Origin of the sequence: Bacillus sp. CECT 9360 (genome assembly GCF_918741275.1) — a bacterium.
Taxonomy (GTDB): Bacteria; Bacillota; Bacilli; order Bacillales; family DSM-1321; genus Peribacillus.
This window is the reverse complement of sequence record NZ_CAKKNA010000004.1, coordinates 191,908-208,352: the sequence shown is the minus strand read 5'-3', so window position 1 is coordinate 208,352 and position 16,445 is coordinate 191,908. Positions and strand designations below refer to the sequence as shown.

General features: G+C 42.4%; 16 protein-coding genes and 1 pseudogene. 2 read left to right on the top strand and 15 right to left on the bottom strand.

Annotation, left to right across the window (positions count from 1 at the left end):
* Positions 1-100: 100 nt before the first annotated feature.
* Positions 101-646 (bottom strand): manganese efflux pump, encoded by a 546-nt coding sequence (locus LQ216_RS06465; protein ID WP_230127971.1) that lies wholly within the window; start codon positions 644-646, stop codon positions 101-103.
* A 157-nt stretch (positions 647-803) separates the two neighbouring features.
* Here LQ216_RS06465 and LQ216_RS06460 point away from each other — a divergent pair.
* Positions 804-1,372: pseudogene (locus tag LQ216_RS06460) on the top strand (IS1595 family transposase); the annotation flags it as partial.
* A 460-nt stretch (positions 1,373-1,832) separates the two neighbouring features.
* On the opposite strand, the gene LQ216_RS06455 reads toward LQ216_RS06460, so the two are convergent.
* The 14 genes from LQ216_RS06455 to LQ216_RS06390 all read right to left on the bottom strand — a co-directional run bounded on the left by LQ216_RS06455 (position 1,833) and on the right by LQ216_RS06390 (position 15,105).
* Entirely contained in the window at positions 1,833-2,879 is a 1,047-nt protein-coding gene (locus tag LQ216_RS06455; RefSeq protein WP_230127968.1) for an L-threonylcarbamoyladenylate synthase, read from the bottom strand.
* A gap of 192 nt (positions 2,880-3,071) precedes the next feature.
* A complete protein-coding gene (locus LQ216_RS06450) occupies positions 3,072-3,515 on the bottom strand; it encodes a hypothetical protein (RefSeq protein ID WP_230127965.1) in 444 nt (147 codons plus the stop codon).
* A 230-nt stretch (positions 3,516-3,745) separates the two neighbouring features.
* Complete coding sequence (gene spoIIR / locus LQ216_RS06445; RefSeq protein WP_230127962.1) at positions 3,746-4,495, bottom strand: stage II sporulation protein R; 750 nt, start codon at positions 4,493-4,495, stop codon at positions 3,746-3,748.
* A 129-nt stretch (positions 4,496-4,624) separates the two neighbouring features.
* Positions 4,625-5,479 carry a peptide chain release factor N(5)-glutamine methyltransferase gene (gene prmC / locus LQ216_RS06440; protein ID WP_230127960.1) on the bottom strand — a complete coding sequence of 285 codons (855 nt, stop codon included), beginning with the start codon at positions 5,477-5,479 and terminating at the stop codon, positions 4,625-4,627.
* On the bottom strand, positions 5,472-6,542 hold the full coding sequence (gene prfA / locus LQ216_RS06435) for a peptide chain release factor 1 (RefSeq protein ID WP_230127957.1): 1,071 nt from the start codon (positions 6,540-6,542) through the stop codon (positions 5,472-5,474). The genes prmC and prfA overlap by 8 nt, the downstream gene beginning before the upstream one ends.
* Before the next feature lie 101 nt (positions 6,543-6,643).
* Positions 6,644-7,096, bottom strand: coding sequence for a hypothetical protein (locus LQ216_RS06430; RefSeq protein ID WP_230127954.1), 453 nt, complete (start codon positions 7,094-7,096; stop codon positions 6,644-6,646).
* Between the two features lie 348 nt (positions 7,097-7,444).
* Positions 7,445-8,065, bottom strand: coding sequence for a thymidine kinase (locus tag LQ216_RS06425; protein ID WP_230127952.1), 621 nt, complete (start codon positions 8,063-8,065; stop codon positions 7,445-7,447).
* A 243-nt stretch (positions 8,066-8,308) separates the two neighbouring features.
* The gene (gene rpmE / locus LQ216_RS06420; protein ID WP_230127949.1) at positions 8,309-8,509 is read right to left on the bottom strand and encodes a 50S ribosomal protein L31; all 201 of its coding nucleotides are present in this window, start codon (positions 8,507-8,509) and stop codon (positions 8,309-8,311) included.
* Between the two features lie 135 nt (positions 8,510-8,644).
* Complete coding sequence (gene rho / locus LQ216_RS06415; RefSeq protein WP_230128297.1) at positions 8,645-9,937, bottom strand: transcription termination factor Rho; 1,293 nt, start codon at positions 9,935-9,937, stop codon at positions 8,645-8,647.
* Between the two features lie 228 nt (positions 9,938-10,165).
* The gene (glpX, locus tag LQ216_RS06410; protein ID WP_230127946.1) at positions 10,166-11,128 is read right to left on the bottom strand and encodes a class II fructose-bisphosphatase; all 963 of its coding nucleotides are present in this window, start codon (positions 11,126-11,128) and stop codon (positions 10,166-10,168) included.
* Positions 11,129-11,225: 97 nt separating this feature from the next.
* Positions 11,226-12,509, bottom strand: a complete 1,284-nt coding sequence (locus LQ216_RS06405) for a UDP-N-acetylglucosamine 1-carboxyvinyltransferase (RefSeq protein ID WP_230127943.1) — start codon at positions 12,507-12,509, stop codon at positions 11,226-11,228.
* Positions 12,510-12,721: 212 nt separating this feature from the next.
* A complete protein-coding gene (fsa, locus tag LQ216_RS06400; protein ID WP_230127940.1) occupies positions 12,722-13,372 on the bottom strand; it encodes a fructose-6-phosphate aldolase in 651 nt (216 codons plus the stop codon).
* Between the two features lie 192 nt (positions 13,373-13,564).
* Positions 13,565-14,422 carry a class II fructose-bisphosphate aldolase gene (locus tag LQ216_RS06395; RefSeq protein WP_230127937.1) on the bottom strand — a complete coding sequence of 286 codons (858 nt, stop codon included), beginning with the start codon at positions 14,420-14,422 and terminating at the stop codon, positions 13,565-13,567.
* 308 nt (positions 14,423-14,730) lie between these two features.
* Positions 14,731-15,105: a response regulator gene (locus LQ216_RS06390; protein WP_230127935.1), complete on the bottom strand. Its 375-nt coding sequence runs from the start codon at positions 15,103-15,105 to the stop codon at positions 14,731-14,733.
* Positions 15,106-15,375: 270 nt separating this feature from the next.
* Between LQ216_RS06390 and LQ216_RS06385 the strand changes: the two genes are divergently transcribed.
* On the top strand, positions 15,376-15,915 hold the full coding sequence (locus LQ216_RS06385) for a DUF2529 domain-containing protein (protein ID WP_230127932.1): 540 nt from the start codon (positions 15,376-15,378) through the stop codon (positions 15,913-15,915).
* The last annotated feature ends 530 nt before the right edge of the window (positions 15,916-16,445 follow it).

Here is a 16,445-nt window from a genome sequence, read left to right as displayed (position 1 = left end):
CACGTCTGAGCTTGACAAATTCAGTTAAATTCTTTCAAAAGTTTGACAATTCCCGCGAAAAATCCCAAAAATAAAAACCCCTATCAAAGGGGGCTTAAAATCAGACGGTAAATAGCAGCTTTAACCCGAATGCGAAGAGGATACTCCCGCCCAGTACCTCGCTGTAAACACCCAGAAGCCCTTGTACCCTTCGACCGAACAAAAGTCCAAGCCACGTAAGAACAGTCGCTGCAAAGCCAAAGCAAATAAGCGCCACTGCCGTTTTTGCTCCATAAATGCCCAGTGTCAAGCCGACTGAAAAACTATCCAAGCTTACGCTCAAGGCAAAGATAAACAGGCCGATGCCGACTGGCGCAAGCAACGAACCTTCACCATTCCTAATCCCTGAAATAAACATTTGCAGACCGAGTATCAATAGCAACATACCGCCGGCGTAAATAGCATATGTTCCGAACTGGACTGATAGAAAGCGGCCCGTTAAAATACCTAGCAAAGGCATCCAAATATGAAAAAACCCGACTGTCAAACCAATGATAAAGATCTGCCTAAGCCGAAGCTTAAACATTCCCATCCCCAATCCGACAGAAAAGGCATCCATTCCTAGCGCAAACGCCATGAGCATTAATGTAAGCAATTCTCCAGCCATGTATAAAACCTTCCTTCCCGTGGACGTGTTCCATTCATGTTATGCATGTCCATTTGGAAATAGAAGTGGCTCTGTGAACTGCTGAAATATCTAATTTTCCTTGTGAAATATAACCATCAAAAAGGATAAATACCTAAATAAACAGTATTTGAACAATTTTAAAGGTATCGTTGAAGTTGACGAGACCTATTTTCTATACTCTGAAAAAGGAAAGCGGGGTATTACAGAACGTAAACCTCGTAAACGTGGTGGGAAATCCAAACACAGAGGGATAAGTCACGAACAAGTATGTGTTCTTGTTGCCAGAGACCGCACCAAAGCAACTGTTTCAAAGATTGATTGTATGGGGCGTGTTGTGAAAACTAAGGTTGATAAGTTGATTGGCTCTAAAATGTACTTGTTACATATGCTTGGAAAGCCTATAAAACGTATGCGAAAGAAAAAGAAATAGAACATTGCCGTATTAAATCAAACGCTGGAAAACACGTTATCAAGGATCTGTAACACATCCAAAATGTCAACGGACTACATTCTCGATTAAAACAATAGATGGACCGTTTTAAAGGTGTCGCTACAAAGTATCCCGACAATTACCTTGCTTGGTTCTTATTCGTGGATAGTCGTAGCAATGTGAGTACCAAACAGAATATCAAAGAATTTTTATTAACATCATTTGTATTTGAAATGATAGATACTTATGATAGTCTGTCAAAATTCGTTGTGTAGTGCTACTTAATAAGGTAATCGGAATATTAAATAAACATTGTTATAATTAATTATATGGGTACTTAACAGGAGGTGTATGTCATTTGAAAACTTTTACTATTTTGTTTGTTGTTATAGCTTTAATGCACACTATTACTCTAATTAACGTTACACTTTTTGATGGGAATTGGAATGGAATTGTTTTAATGCTATCTAATATTTTATTTCTCATAGGTGTAGTCTATTATGGTATAGAATTTCGAGCGAACAGAAGTCGTAAGGGATAACTGTGATTATTAGAAAACCGACTACAACGGTTTCCCCTATTTTTGTTAAATTATCAGCATTAAAATTTAACACAGCCTAAAACAAAATAATGGCCATCGATTAAATTTCTTCAGTCTTCATGCAGGACGATTCAAGCAGAGCCGGATGATTAAACTTTTCTAACCGTAAAAGAAAGGCGACTTACCGTCGCCCTTTAAACTTGCTTAATCAATTGTTGTCCGGCCGCCTTTAGCAGCCTGTTCATGATTGCTTCACCGATGCCGGTTTCCGGAAAAACCTCGCCAAAAATGATATCTACCCCGAGTTCATCGAATTTGCGTAAAGTGTCATATAAACCTGCAGCAACGCTGTGTAAATCATTAGAAGTACCGGGTGCTAAAATATAATCCGCTTTGAGCTCCGCTTCATGCTCTTTTGCCGCAAACACCCCTACGTTTAAGCTCTGTGATTTCTTTTCATCAATCAAACCTTGCAGAAAGGGCAGGTCCCCATCCACCAGGATAAATGTGGCCTTTGGTGCATAATGGGTATATTTCATGCCGGGAGATTTCGGGACTGCTGTCTTATTTTTCATGGCAGCATCCACCTTGACTTTGCCAATAACCGCTTCAATTTCTTCCCGAGGCAAACCGCCGGGACGAAGGATTACCGGGGTGTTCTCTGTACAATCAAGCACGGTCGATTCCACTCCTACTCCCGTTGCTCCTCCATCCACGATCGCAGCGATTTTTCCTGATAAATCATCCTTCACATGCTCGGCGGTTGTCGGGCTTGGTTTTCCGGATGTGTTGGCACTAGGGGCCGCGATAGGCAGGCCGCTTTGCTCAATAAGGGCGAGGGCAATCGGATGATCCGGCATTCTGACCGCAACTGTATTGAGACCGGCTGTCACAAGCTGTGATAATTGACCTGGCTTTTCCTTAAAAATCAGGGTAAGCGGGCCTGGCCAAAATGCGTCCATTAATCTTTCGGCCGCCTCGGGAATTTCCATTACCATCCCATCAAGCTGCTCGCGGGATGCTATGTGGACAATTAACGGATTATCAGTCGGACGTCCCTTTGCAATGAAAATTTTATTCACCGCTTCATCGCTTTTTGCGTTGGCGCCAAGTCCATATACCGTTTCTGTTGGAAATGCGACTACTTCATTTTCTATTAATAACTGTGCAGATTTTCTGATTTGGGGATAATCGATTAAATCATCCACAGAGTTATCCACTTTCCAATACTTCGTTTTCATGTTAACACCTTCAATTCAATTTCCCATTCTAGTTATTCAGAACCCTAATATAATCATAAAAACATCATTTTGGGCTAAATGGTACTTTGAAAGTATAAAAGAAGAAAATAGAGAAAACAAGTTTTTATCCACAATTTGTGGATAAATTCATTATAATTGTGGATAACTTTGTGGATATGTTTATTGTTTTAACTATAAGGGACGATACATGAAGCGGCAGTTATCCATACCCGCAAGCTGTTTTCCATGCTCAGAAGCGTAAAAAACAGCCGGAAGCTCCTCCGGTTCTATCTGTCTAAAGCCGAGCGCTTCGAATAAAGATAGTGAGCTTTGTTTATTTGTGGCCAAGTAAACGCTGTGAAGATTCTGGTTTTTCGCAATAAGCAAAATCTGTTGCAGCAATGCCGGAATGTTTTCGTGCGAAAATGATGGATCAAAAACAAACGACCTGAGCAGTCCGATGTTTTTCATAGGCTCGAGTCCGACTGTTGCTATCATTTTCCCTGCCGTATCGCGGGCCAGCAAATAATAGTCAAAATGAGGCCTTATCCCTTCCGCACTCACATTTGCGTTTGTTAAAAATTGCTCCAGCTCAAGAATATCCTTTTCTTCCGCTTGTTGAAAGTTTGTTATCATAACCTATCATCTCCCTATTTTTCATGCGTCTATTTTCTCTAGTAATAGGTATATGAACGAGCAAAATAACTAGAACTCTTTTCTGAGCAAGTAATTGTGGGTAAGTTGTTGATAATTTTTAAAAACGCTATGTTAAAGGGCATTGTTCCAAAAATCAACAGTATTATGTAAGAAAGTATTTCAAAAAGGAAAAGCCATCATATCCCGATGACAGCTTTGTTACCCGACTATTAAAAAACATCTTCAAATAATTCAGCAAAGAACGACTTAACTACAACAGGAGATTCATCTTGGCTTACGTACATCTGTTCATTACTTTCAATGTTATCGCCTGTTTCTTCCCGCTTTTCTCCTGTAACTTTTTGCTCCGGCTTACCCTTTGCTTCATCTGTTTGACCAGTTTCTCTCTCTTCTCCATTTGACTGTTTTTCATTCGGATTCTCCTCCTCATAAGGGCTTTGGCTTACGGCCGTTCCGTTTGAGAAATCAAGAAAGCAGAGTGGCGGGAACAATACACACCACCAATTAGCTCCTTCCCCTTCTCCAAGAGTGATGACAATTGCCTCGTATTCACCTGCGGGATAAAGAAATTGCCCGTACAGCTTTGTCGGAAATTTCGCTTTTCCAAAATGAACGTTCACCTTCTGATCCAAACCCTGTTTATCCACAATTTGTTCCGCCGTTTTCTGGATTTCCGGCAATTGTGACTGGATGACTCTTTTTGCTTCTTCTAATGAGGTCAATTCTTCCACCCAACCAGTGATATTTTGATTGACTTCATCTCTAATCAGTCTTTTGACATCTTGATCGGCTTTAGTATCACTGTTTGCGAGAATGCGAAGTCGAATAGCTTCTTTAGGGATAACCACTGTCTCTTCTGACTTAGTAGCACTTTCAACCTTAGGCATATATATACTTAAAATCGTACCGATTGTTAAGATTAGTAGATAAGCAATGGATAAATGCTTTTTATATTTCATATCATTTCTCCTCCCCTTCACAAGAACAGTCTCGCCAGTTTGCCTGTATCTTAAACTAGTAAAAATATTTTTTTGGAAGAAGGACAAAATAAAAAGGATTCGGCCCGTAAAAGCCAAATCCTTTGATTATCATAATTCCGCAAAAACCATCCGGTCTTTGCCGTTGATATCCAACTCTATCGATACAGCAGCATTTGGAAAAGTCTGTTGCAGCATGTCGGCCACAGCTTTTCCCTGCCCTGCTCCTATCTCAAAGCCCACCAATCCAGGCCGATTGATAACCTGGGGCAGTTCATTCATGAAACGGCGGTAAAAATCAAGCCCGTCCGTCCCGGCAAATAAAGCCCGGTGCGGTTCATGCCCGGTAACAACAACTGACATCGTTTCCTGATCAGAAAGCGGGATATAGGGAGGATTAGATAAAATGATATCAAACTTTTCTCCCCTTTCTAAAAAAGGCTGCAGCAAGTCTGCCTGCATGAAAGTAACGTCTGCTTCGAGTACTTTTGCATTGTCTCGGGCAACGTTGAGAGAGCACTCCGCAATATCCGTTGCAATGACAGTCAAATCTGGTACTTCAAGCTTCATCGTAATCGCAATTGCTCCGCTTCCCGTTCCTATATCAATCAATGCTAACCCCGATTTTTCGCGGAATCGTTTTGAAATCTTCCTGAGCGTGTGCTCAATTAATTCTTCTGTTTCCGGTCGGGGAATGAGCACTTCTTTATTGACCGCAAACGTACGCCCGTAAAATTCCTCTGCTCCGATAATATACTGAACAGGGGTTCCAGAGACATGAAGCTCAACGGCTCTTTTGAATTCTTCCGCAATCCGTTCGGGGAGGGTTGTTTGAAAATTAGCCAACAGCTGCGACCGGCTCATATTCATCAGATGCTTTAACAGAATCTCCCCTGCATTCTCATCTCTGTCGTTGGCTATTAAAAAAGAAGAAGCCCACTTTAGGGCTTCATATACTTTAGTCATCCGCGTTTTGAAGCCTGGAGGATTGATCCTCTAAGATAAGATTATCAATAATTTCATCCAGCTTTCCTTCGATAATTTGATCCAGCTTCTGGATCGTCAGCCCAATGCGGTGGTCAGTCACACGGTTCTGCGGGAAGTTATACGTTCGAATCCGTTCTGAGCGATCCCCTGTCCCGACAGCAAGCTTTCTGGTCTGGTCATATTCAGCCTGGGCTTCCTGCTGGAATTTATCATAAACACGGGCACGCAGAATCTTCATTGCTTTTTCTTTGTTTTTGATCTGTGATTTTTCATCCTGAATCGATACAACCGTTCCGGTCGGTAGATGTGTCAGGCGGACAGCAGACATGGTTGTATTTACACTTTGCCCGCCCGGTCCACTGGAAGCAAAGGTATCAACGCGGATATCTTTTTCATGGATTTCTACTTCTACTTCTTCCGCTTCCGGAAGCACAGCGACTGTTGCCGTGGAAGTATGGATCCGGCCGCCGGACTCAGTTTCCGGTACACGCTGAACGCGGTGTGCGCCATTTTCGAACTTTAATTTGGAGTAGGCACCCTTGCCGTTGATCATGAAAATAATTTCTTTAAAGCCGCCCAGTCCCGTTGGGTTTGAATCCATGACATCGATTTTCCACCCTTGAGTTTCTGCATAACGACTGTACATACGATACAGACTTCCTGCAAAAAGTGCAGCCTCGTCGCCCCCGGCCGCTCCGCGAACCTCCATGATTACGTTTTTATCATCATTCGGGTCTTTGGGAATGAGGAGAACCTTCAGCTTTTCTTCCAGCGAATGCATATTTCCCTCAAGCTCATTCAATTCTTCCTTGACCATCTCGCGCATGTCCGCATCGAGCTTCTCTTCAAGCATGGCTTTAGCGTCTTGGTGCTGCTCACGCACTTCCTTATATTCCTTATACGTTTGAGCCGTTTCCTGGATATCCGATTGCTCCTTGGAGTACTCTCTCAGCTTTTTGGAGTCGTTAATGATTTCCGGGTCGCTTAATAATTCGTTCAATCTTTCATATCTATCTTCAACAGCCTGCAGTCGATCTAACACATTATTCACCTCATACATTCATTACGCAAAAACGAATATAGTTATCTATAGCATGTTCATTATAGTATAGGTGAATAATGAACGTCAAAGAGATTCAAGTATCAATCCTTATCCGTTTTCATGTTCACTTCAATATTGTACCTAGGAAGCGCTTGTTTTAGAAGCTCCCTCACCCGTTCCTTTTCCCGGTTTCTTTCTTCATTCGAGTGAAATTCTGCCCGTTCATGAATCGTGACACTCAATGTTTTGCCCTTTAGCCAGACAGCCCCTGCTTCAAAATCTGTATTTTCTTCAACTACAGCTCTAGCTTTTTTCACTTCGGATCCGGTAGTAGGCGTAATATTGGAATTGCTTCCGGGAGAGTTTAACAGCTGATCAGAAGGCTGTTCAGCCGCATCACCCCTATTATTTACTGATTTGCCCGGCTTGTTGGAAATGAGCGTTGTCCCGTCTCTTGATTCACCTTCATATGTGGAATCCCTGTCTTCGTTTACGCCGCATCCTGTCATGATCGCTAATAAGACCGTTACGAAAAATATAAATCCTTTTTTCATACTAATCACACCTCCTGACATTAGCTTTCCCTATTCAAATGGAATCTTTCAAGAATGTCAGCGGCAGAAGCAGAAGTAATTTTTGTGGTATATTCTGTATTTCGATGATTTATCAGATTTCGGTGGTATATTCTGAATTTCGATGATTTATCAGATTTCGGTGATATATTCTGTATTTCGATGATATATCAGATTTCGGTGATATATCCTGAGTTTCGATGATATATTCTGTATTTCGGTGATATATCCTGAGTTTCGATGATATATCCTATATTTCGGAGATAAATCTTCAATTTCGATGATAAAACAAAAAACTGCTCAAGACAAAGTCTTCAGCAGCGAAATAAATTATATTTCAGATAATTTTATACCTTTTTCTTTAATGACTTCTTTTTTTCCCGGAACCTCATGATGGTGCCGACAGCGGGCCTCATAAGATTCTGAAGCCCCCACGAGTATGACAGGGTCATGGAATGATGCCGGGGCTCCGTTGATTAACCTTTGTGTTCTGCTTGCCGCCGAGCCGCAAACGGCACAAACAGCTTGCAGCTTTGTGACGGATTCAGCCAATGACATCAGAAAAGGTACGGGGCCAAATGGTTCACCACGGAAGTCTTGGTCAAGGCCAGCCAGGATGACACGATAACCACTGTCCGCAAGATGCTGGGCAACTTCTACAATTTCCTCATCGAAGAATTGTACTTCATCGATCGCAATGATATCTAACTTGTCATCAAGGTTTTTAAAAATCTCCGTAGAATGCGATATCGGTTTTGCGATGACCGACGTGCCATTATGTGATACAACAGCCTCTTCCGCGTAGCGGTTATCTAAAGCAGGCTTAAAAATAGCTATATTCTGCTTGGCAAATTGAGCACGGTTCACCCTTTTAATCAATTCCTCGGACTTCCCGGAAAACATGCTGCCACAAATAAGTTCTATCCAGCCTGATTGTTTCATTTCGTACATTGAAACTGCCTCTCCCTTCGACATTCGATCCTTCCATTTCAAAGGATCGCCTATAGCAAAAATTATACCAGGACTTTTCAATTCCCCCAACAACAGAGAAGCAAATCACATAAACCGCGTGTCATTTATGTAAAAACAGCGTTATCTTTCATTAAAAAAAACAGGCAAGAAAAAAGTACTTGCCTGTTTCTAAGTTCTAGAGCAGTAATAAAACTCCCATCCATAGATGGAAGTTTCATCAACTTACTTCATGCCGTATTTTTTATTGAATCGATCAACACGTCCGCCTGCTTCAGCGAATTTTTGACGGCCAGTATAGAATGGGTGGCATTCAGAGCAAGTCTCAACGCGCACTTCATTTTTTACAGAACCAGTTTCAAAAACGTTACCACAAGAACATGTAACAGTTATCTTTTTGTATTCCGGATGAATTCCAGCTTTCATTCTTTTCAGCTCCTTCTGCCCTGAATCATTCGAAACAGAGTTATATACTTCAAGGTGAGAAACAATCTCTCACATATATTGTAAACACACATTGACTTTATTATAGCAAGTAATGAACGGTTTTGCAACTGCATGTTAGATATTGTTAGAGCGTTTTACAGAAGTTGCTCCCTTTTTCATTTCCTCTTCCAGCTTCGCGAAAAACTCTTCATTTCCCTTGGTTTGCTTTAACCGGCGAAGGAATTTCTCCACAAAGTCAGGGGTATCCGACATCGTTTTACGGATTGCCCAGAGCTTATCAAGATGGTCTTTAGGAATAAGCAGTTCTTCTTTACGGGTACCTGAACGTCTAATATCGATGGCAGGGAAAATGCGCCGCTCGGCCAATGAGCGATCAAGGTGAAGCTCCATGTTGCCTGTCCCTTTAAATTCCTCGTAAATGACATCGTCCATACGAGAACCAGTATCGACAAGCGCAGTAGCAAGAATTGTCAAGCTCCCACCTTCTTCAATATTCCTCGCTGCCCCAAAGAACCGTTTCGGCCTGTGGAACGCGGCTGGGTCAATTCCACCGGAAAGCGTTCTTCCACTTGGCGGAATCACGAGGTTGTAAGCCCGGGCCAGACGGGTGATGCTATCCATCAGGATAATGACATCCCGTTTATGCTCAACGAGGCGCATCGCTCTCTCTAGCACTAGCTCGGCCACTTTAATATGATTTTCCGGTACTTCATCAAACGTGGAGCTGACCACATCACCGGCAACGGATCGTTCGATATCCGTTACTTCTTCCGGACGTTCATCGATCAACAGAACGATAAGCTCTGCTTCGGGATGGTTCGTTGTAATCGAGTTGGCAATCTCCTTGATTAGCATCGTTTTCCCTGCTTTTGGCGGGGCAACGACCAAGCCGCGCTGTCCAAAGCCGACAGGGGCTAAGACATCCATAATCCGGGTAGATAGATTTTTCGGCTCAGTTTCCAATTTTATCTGCCTGACAGGATATAAAGCAGTTAAGCCTGGAAAGTGAACCCGCTCCTTCGCTGATTCAGGGTTATCCCCATTCACGGCTTCCACATGCAGCAATCCGTAATATCGTTCGTTTTCTTTAGGCGGTCTTACTTTGCCTGAGACCTTGTCGCCGTTTCGGAGATCGAATCTGCGGATTTGTGAAGCTGAGATGTAAATATCCTCGGAGCTTGGAGAATAGTTAATCGGACGCAGGAACCCGAAGCCTTCGGATGGAATGATTTCCAGCACTCCCTCCATAAAGAGCAGTCCGTCTTGTTCTGCCTGCGCTTTTAAAATCGCAAAAATAAGTTCCTTTTTGGAGAGTTTGCTGTAATAGGATACTTTATATTCGCGCGCGTGCTCATATAGATCCTTCAATTTCATGTTTTCTAGATTGGTAATAGTTAAATTCATTATGACACCACTCTTTATTTAATTGAACAGATAGGGATGATACATTCTTAGGGTAAAGAAGAAATAGTTGAAGGCTTCCGTGAAGATTTGGAGTAGTAATTGCAGAATGATCTCTCTTTATATTCTTAAAACAAGCTTAATTTTACTTTCTTTGTCGTAAATATTCAACCATAAATTTAAAAGATAAAGAAAACGAGCGAAGTAATCGCCCGCTTTTTGCGAGTTCTGGGATTATTTCATAACCAGGTTTGGCTTTTTCTTCAAGCTGTGGCGGCCTTCAATGAAGCGGACGGTGCCAGACTTTGCTCGCATAACAAGGGAATGCGTTAGCCCATAATTCTCTTTAAACTGGACTCCCTTTAATAATTCTCCGTCTGTTACTCCGGTCGCGGCAAAAATGGCATCATCTCCACGAACAAGGTCTTCCATTCTTAGTATGCTGTTCAAATCAATGCCCATTTTATTACAGCGCTCGGTTTCCTGGTCATTTTGCGGCAGAAGTTTACCCTGAATCTCCCCGCCCAGACATTTTAGCGCTACAGCGGCGATTACCCCTTCAGGCGCTCCGCCGGTGCCGAATAAAATATCCACGCCGGTTTGGTCGAAGGCCGTGTTGATTGCCCCGGCCACATCCCCGTCATTAATCAATTTAATCCGTGCTCCTGCTTCACGAAGTTCATGGATAATCTGTGCGTGGCGTTCTCGGTGCAACACGGTCGCTACAACATCCTGGATATCTTTATTCTTTGCCTTAGCGACTGCTTTCAGGTTGTCCAAAACGGAAGCGTTAATATCAATTTGACCCACTGACTCAGGGCCAACCGCAATCTTATCCATGTACATATCCGGAGCATGAAGAAGGTTGCCATTATCAGCGATCGCAAGTACTGCTAAAGCATTCCATCCTCCCGAAGCAACAATGTTCGTCCCTTCCAAAGGGTCAACGGCTACATCCACACGAGGGCCAAAGCCTGTACCAAGTTTTTCGCCAATGTACAGCATCGGCGCTTCGTCCATCTCGCCTTCTCCGATGACAACTGTGCCTTTCATCGGAACGGTATCAAACACATCCCGCATAGCCGATGTCGCAGCATCGTCCGCTTCATCCTTCTTTCCTCTTCCCATCCAGCGTGCGGAGGCTAATGCGGCCCCTTCCGTTACGCGCACCAGCTCCATAGATAAGCTTCTCTCCATTATTGCTTCCCCCTCAGTGCTACTTAGCAATCCATTACATATAATTAGTATAACACAATTCAATTATTATTGTAACACATTAAGCACTGAGATTTGGTCAATTTTTCAACTGTTCGACTTCCTCTTCAGACATCTTTTCGCGCCAGATTGTCGCGCCCAGACCGGAGAGTTTTTCAACAAGATGACTATAGCCCCGGTCAATATGTTCAAGTCCGGTTACTTCGGTAATTCCTTCTGCCATTAACCCGGCAATGACAAGCGCAGCTCCTGCACGGAGGTCACTTGCCTTCACCTTGGCACCTTGAAGCTGGACTGGACCGCTGATAATCGCGGACCTGCCCTCGACCTTAATGTTGGCATTCATTCTGCGAAGCTCGTCGATATGTTTAAAACGGGCTCCATAAATGGTATCCGTCACAACGCTCGATCCTTCTGCCCTCGTCAATAACGATGTGAATGGCTGTTGCAAATCGGTTGCAAAACCAGGATAAACCAACGTTTTTATATCGACTGATTTAAACTCGGAACCAGGAGAAACGAAAATTTGGTCATCTCCCGCTTCGATGTTCACGCCCATTTCCCTCAGCTTTGCCGTTAAAGATTCTAGATGCTGTGGAATGACATTATCAATTAAAATGCCTTGTCCAACAGCTGCCGAGAGAATCATGAACGTTCCCGCTTCGATCCGGTCAGGGATAATCGTATGTTTACAACCGCTTAAGTTCTCAACCCCGTCGATCCGGATGATATCTGTACCAGCACCTTTGATTTTCGCTCCCATGTTGGTCAGCAACGTCGCTACATCGATAATTTCCGGCTCTTTTGCCGCATTCTCAATAACGGTTCTTCCTTTAGCCAGTACAGCAGCTAGCATAATATTAATTGTGGCGCCCACACTGACAACATCCAGATAAATACGGGCTCCTCTTAGCTCGTCCGCTCGCAAATAAATCGCACCCTGTTCATTGGTGATCTGCGCCCCCAGTGCTTCAAACCCCTTGATATGCTGGTCAATCGGGCGTGGCCCCAAATAACAGCCTCCGGGAAGGCCAATAACCGCCTTTTTGAATTTGCCAAGCATGGCCCCCATCAGGTAATAAGAAGCGCGGAGCTTTTTAACACGTCCGTTTGGCAATGGCATCGAAATCATCTTGCTTGGATCAACCGTCATTTCTCCATCATCAAAAGAAACGGTTCCGCCTACTTCTTCAAGCAGACCTTTAAGAATTTGCACATCTGATATATCAGGAAGACCTTCGATCGTAACAGGGGAATCCGCAAGAATGGTAGCAGGTATTAAAGCGACCGCGCTATTTTTCGCGCCGCTGACACGAATGCTGCCTTTCAGCGGATAGCCGCCGGCAATTTTGAGTTTTTCCATTGTAGACTCCCTTCTAATCTAAGCAGTTAAGAAATATTTTAACCAAAACACCTTTTTATTCAGGTATTATTTTCCAGGACAAATATATAAATGATAACATTTTTTTCTTACCATTTATTACTTTACACAAAATTAGGAAATTCATGTAAAATTTTTAAAAATTTATTTGGATAAATATTCATATTGTGCAGAAGAGGTAAGTAACGAAAGAGTTAGCTTTCAGAACGCGCATTCCAGTCTGCGATAAAGGCTTCGATGCCTTTATCAGTCAATGGATGTTTGAATATCTGCAGCAGTAGTTTATACGGAATCGTGGCAATATGGGCTCCGTTTAAAGCTGCTTCCGTAATATGCATCGGATGCCGTATGGATGCGGCAATAATTTCCGATTGAATGTCATGAATGGCGAAAATGTCCGCAATATCTGAAATTAATTGCATGCCGTTGAACCCGATATCATCAAGACGCCCTAAAAATGGGGAAACATAGGTCGCTCCCGCCCGGGCTGCAAGCAGGGCCTGATTGGCACTGAATATTAAGGTGACGTTCGTTTTAATTCCTTCTTTGGTTAGAGCAGAAACAGCTTTAAGTCCGTCCGGAGTCATCGGAACTTTGATCGTAATGTTCGGCGCAATCGCGGAAAGCTCTTTTGCTTCCCTCATCATCCCCTCAAAATCGAGTGAGATGACTTCGGCACTGACTGAGTCCTGGACAAGGCTTGTAATTTCTCTTAGTCGGTCATGAAAAGAAACGTTTTTTTCCCGTGCAACCAGTGATGGATTCGTCGTAACGCCGGCAAGAATGCCAAGTGAATGGGCCTCGCGTATTTCATCGATGTTAGCGGTATCAATAAAGAATTTCATGTTAAAAACCTCCATCTCTTTTTCTATATAAGCATACAATACATACAATAATGAATTGTGTAAATGGCGAATTTTTTATTTTTTCTATAAATTAAAAGAAAAGAGCCTGTTGTCCCGAGTTACAATGCCGCATCGATGATGGACTTGCATACCCGTGATGTTCAGGCTCTGATTGGAATATGTTTAAAATGACTAAGCTTTATCGTTTGAACCGAATTCACGGATCTTGCCAACAACTGTTTCCTTGATTGCATCACGGCCCGGTCCGATGAATTTACGAGGATCATACACCTCGGAATCTTTACTTAGAACCTCTCGAACAGCCTTAGTAAAAGAGATTTGATTTTCGGTATTTACGTTGATTTTTGAAGTTCCTAAAGATACAGCTTTTTGAATATCTTTAGTTGGAATGCCTGTACCACCGTGTAGTACTAGGGGAATTCTTGTTAAATCACGGACTTCTTCCATTTCTTTAAAGCCGATGTTCGGCTCGCCTTTGTAAGGGCCATGGACAGAACCCAATGCAGGTGCAAAACAGTCAACACCTGTGCGTCTAACCAATTCTTCGCATTCTTTCGGATCTGCATAAATAACTCCGTCTGCTACTACATCATCTTCCTGGCCGCCAACAGTTCCTAGCTCAGCTTCGACAGAAACTCCTTTTGAGTGAGCATAATCAACAACCTTGGAAGTGGTTTCGATATTCTCTTCTAACGGATGGTGAGAGGCATCGATCATAACAGAAGTGAATCCTGCATCGATCGCTTCCTTACATTTATCAAAGCTTGAACCATGGTCAAGGTGTATCGCTGCAGGTACTGTGATTTTCATGTCTTCCATTAAACCTTGGACCATCATCACAGTCGTTTTAAACCCGCCCATATGGCGAGCTGCTCCTTCTGATACACCAAGGATTACCGGTGATTTTTCCTGCTCGGCGGCAGCTAATATAGCTTGGGTCCACTCCAGGTTATTGATATTGAACTGACCGACCGCATACTTACCTTCCAACGCTTTATTAAGCATATCCTTCATTGATACTAAAGGCATTTGATTTCCTCCTTATAGCAAATGTTTTCCTGCAGACGCAGATTCTCTCTAAAATATTCCCTTACTTATGTATTTACTATACCTCATGCAGGCTGGGAATATTAAAAACACTATTAGCATATCAGTCCATGAAAAAAACAGCAACCAATTAACTTATTGGGGGAATATTAAGAAAAATGGAATCGTTTTCTACAAAAAACACGGTCATATTTCAGGATAAAATCCTTCCTGAAATACAGCCGTTGGGTTACACATTCAATATATGAGGTTTTTTTCTATTTAAGATTTTTCAATATGAATTCCATTTACTATTCGGACTTTCGGACAGGTAAATACTCTTTAACCGCTTTCCGTATGTCATCGATATCAAAAGGTTTAGCAAAATGAGTCATGGCACCTAAATCCTTGGCTTTTTGAATCATGTCTAATTCTCCATAGGCCGTCATGATGATGACTCGAATATCCTGATCAATCTGTTTCATTCGTTTCAGAATTTCAATGCCGTCCATTCCCGGAATTTTCATGTCTAACAAGACCAAATCAGGGGAATGATTTGTAACAATGTCCAGCGCTTGCACCCCGTTTGCGGCCTGAAATGTATTGTAACCTTCCTTGTTGAGCACTTCATTGAGCAGAATTCTGATTCCAAATTGATCATCTACAATTAATATTTTTTCTGCCATTCCCTCACCTCTTTCCTATCTGAAAGAATAAATAGCTATAAACTTGATGAATTATTATCTAGATACCTTTTGCCCAGTTTATGTATGGCATGTAACCCGTGTTTTCCCTCTATTATATTTGCATATTGAATGTCTACTTTATATTTTTATTCGCTAAATATTTCTCAAATCCTGCCGTCAAGTGGAAACAAATTCAAGAATTTATTTCTTCGCCTTCACAAAATCGTTGTTTTATAATGAATACTACGATTATTTAAAGGAGACCACTACATGCTGAAAATGTTTTCGACCCAGACGACCGGGTTATTTAAAAAGATTATGGATGAAGAAGAGTTCGCATTTGAGGACTGTGCCCGGTTGCTCGCCCAGGCTTCCATTGGAGACGGCACCATATATTTACACGGCTTTGGCGAAATGAAGGGAATATTGTCAGAAGCCTTGGAAGGGGTTGAACCCTTTCCGAATGTGATGGCTCTTTACGATGATAAGAAAGAGCTTGCTTCGCTCACGAATGCAGACCGGGTGCTATTCTTTACGCGTTACTCGGATGATAGCGAAGCGCTAAGTCTTGCCAAATATCTTCAGAAAGAAGGGGTTCCTTTCACCGCGGTTTCCACTCTTGTCCTGTCGTCAGGTTTATCGCTGGACGAACTGGCTGATGTGCATATTGATTTACGGCTTCAAAAAGGCTTGGTTCCAGATGATAATGGAAAACGGGTTGGTTTCCCATCCCTGATGGTGGCTTTGTTTGCTTATTATGGCATTAGGTTCACGTTGGATGAAATTTTACAAGAGTATGCGGAGGAATAACTGTATAGAAACTTATAGTTCTCAGGTGTATTGATCTGATATTTCTACTTGAGTTTTTGATTTCTGGGCGAGTGTTTGGATTTCTGCTCGATTATTTGAATTTGTGCTCGACTATTCGTATTTCTGCTCGATCATCTGGATTTGTGCTCGATTATTTGAATTTCTGCTCGATTATTCGGATTTGTGCTCGATTATTTGAATTTCTGCTCGATTATTCGGATTTGTGCTCGATCATCTGAATTTGTGCTCGATTATTCGGATTTGTGCTCGATTATTTGAATTTCTGCTCGATTATTCGGATTTCTGCTCGATCATCTGGATTTCTGCTCGATTACCTGGATTTCTGCTCGATTATTCGGATTTGTGCTCGATCATCTGGATTTCTGCTCGATTATTTGAATTTCTGCTCGATTATTCGGATTTGTGCTCGATTATTCGGATTTCTGCTCGATCATCTGGATTTCTGCTCGATTATTCGGATTTCTGCTTGATTATTTGAATTTCTGCTCGATCATCTGGATTTCTGCTCG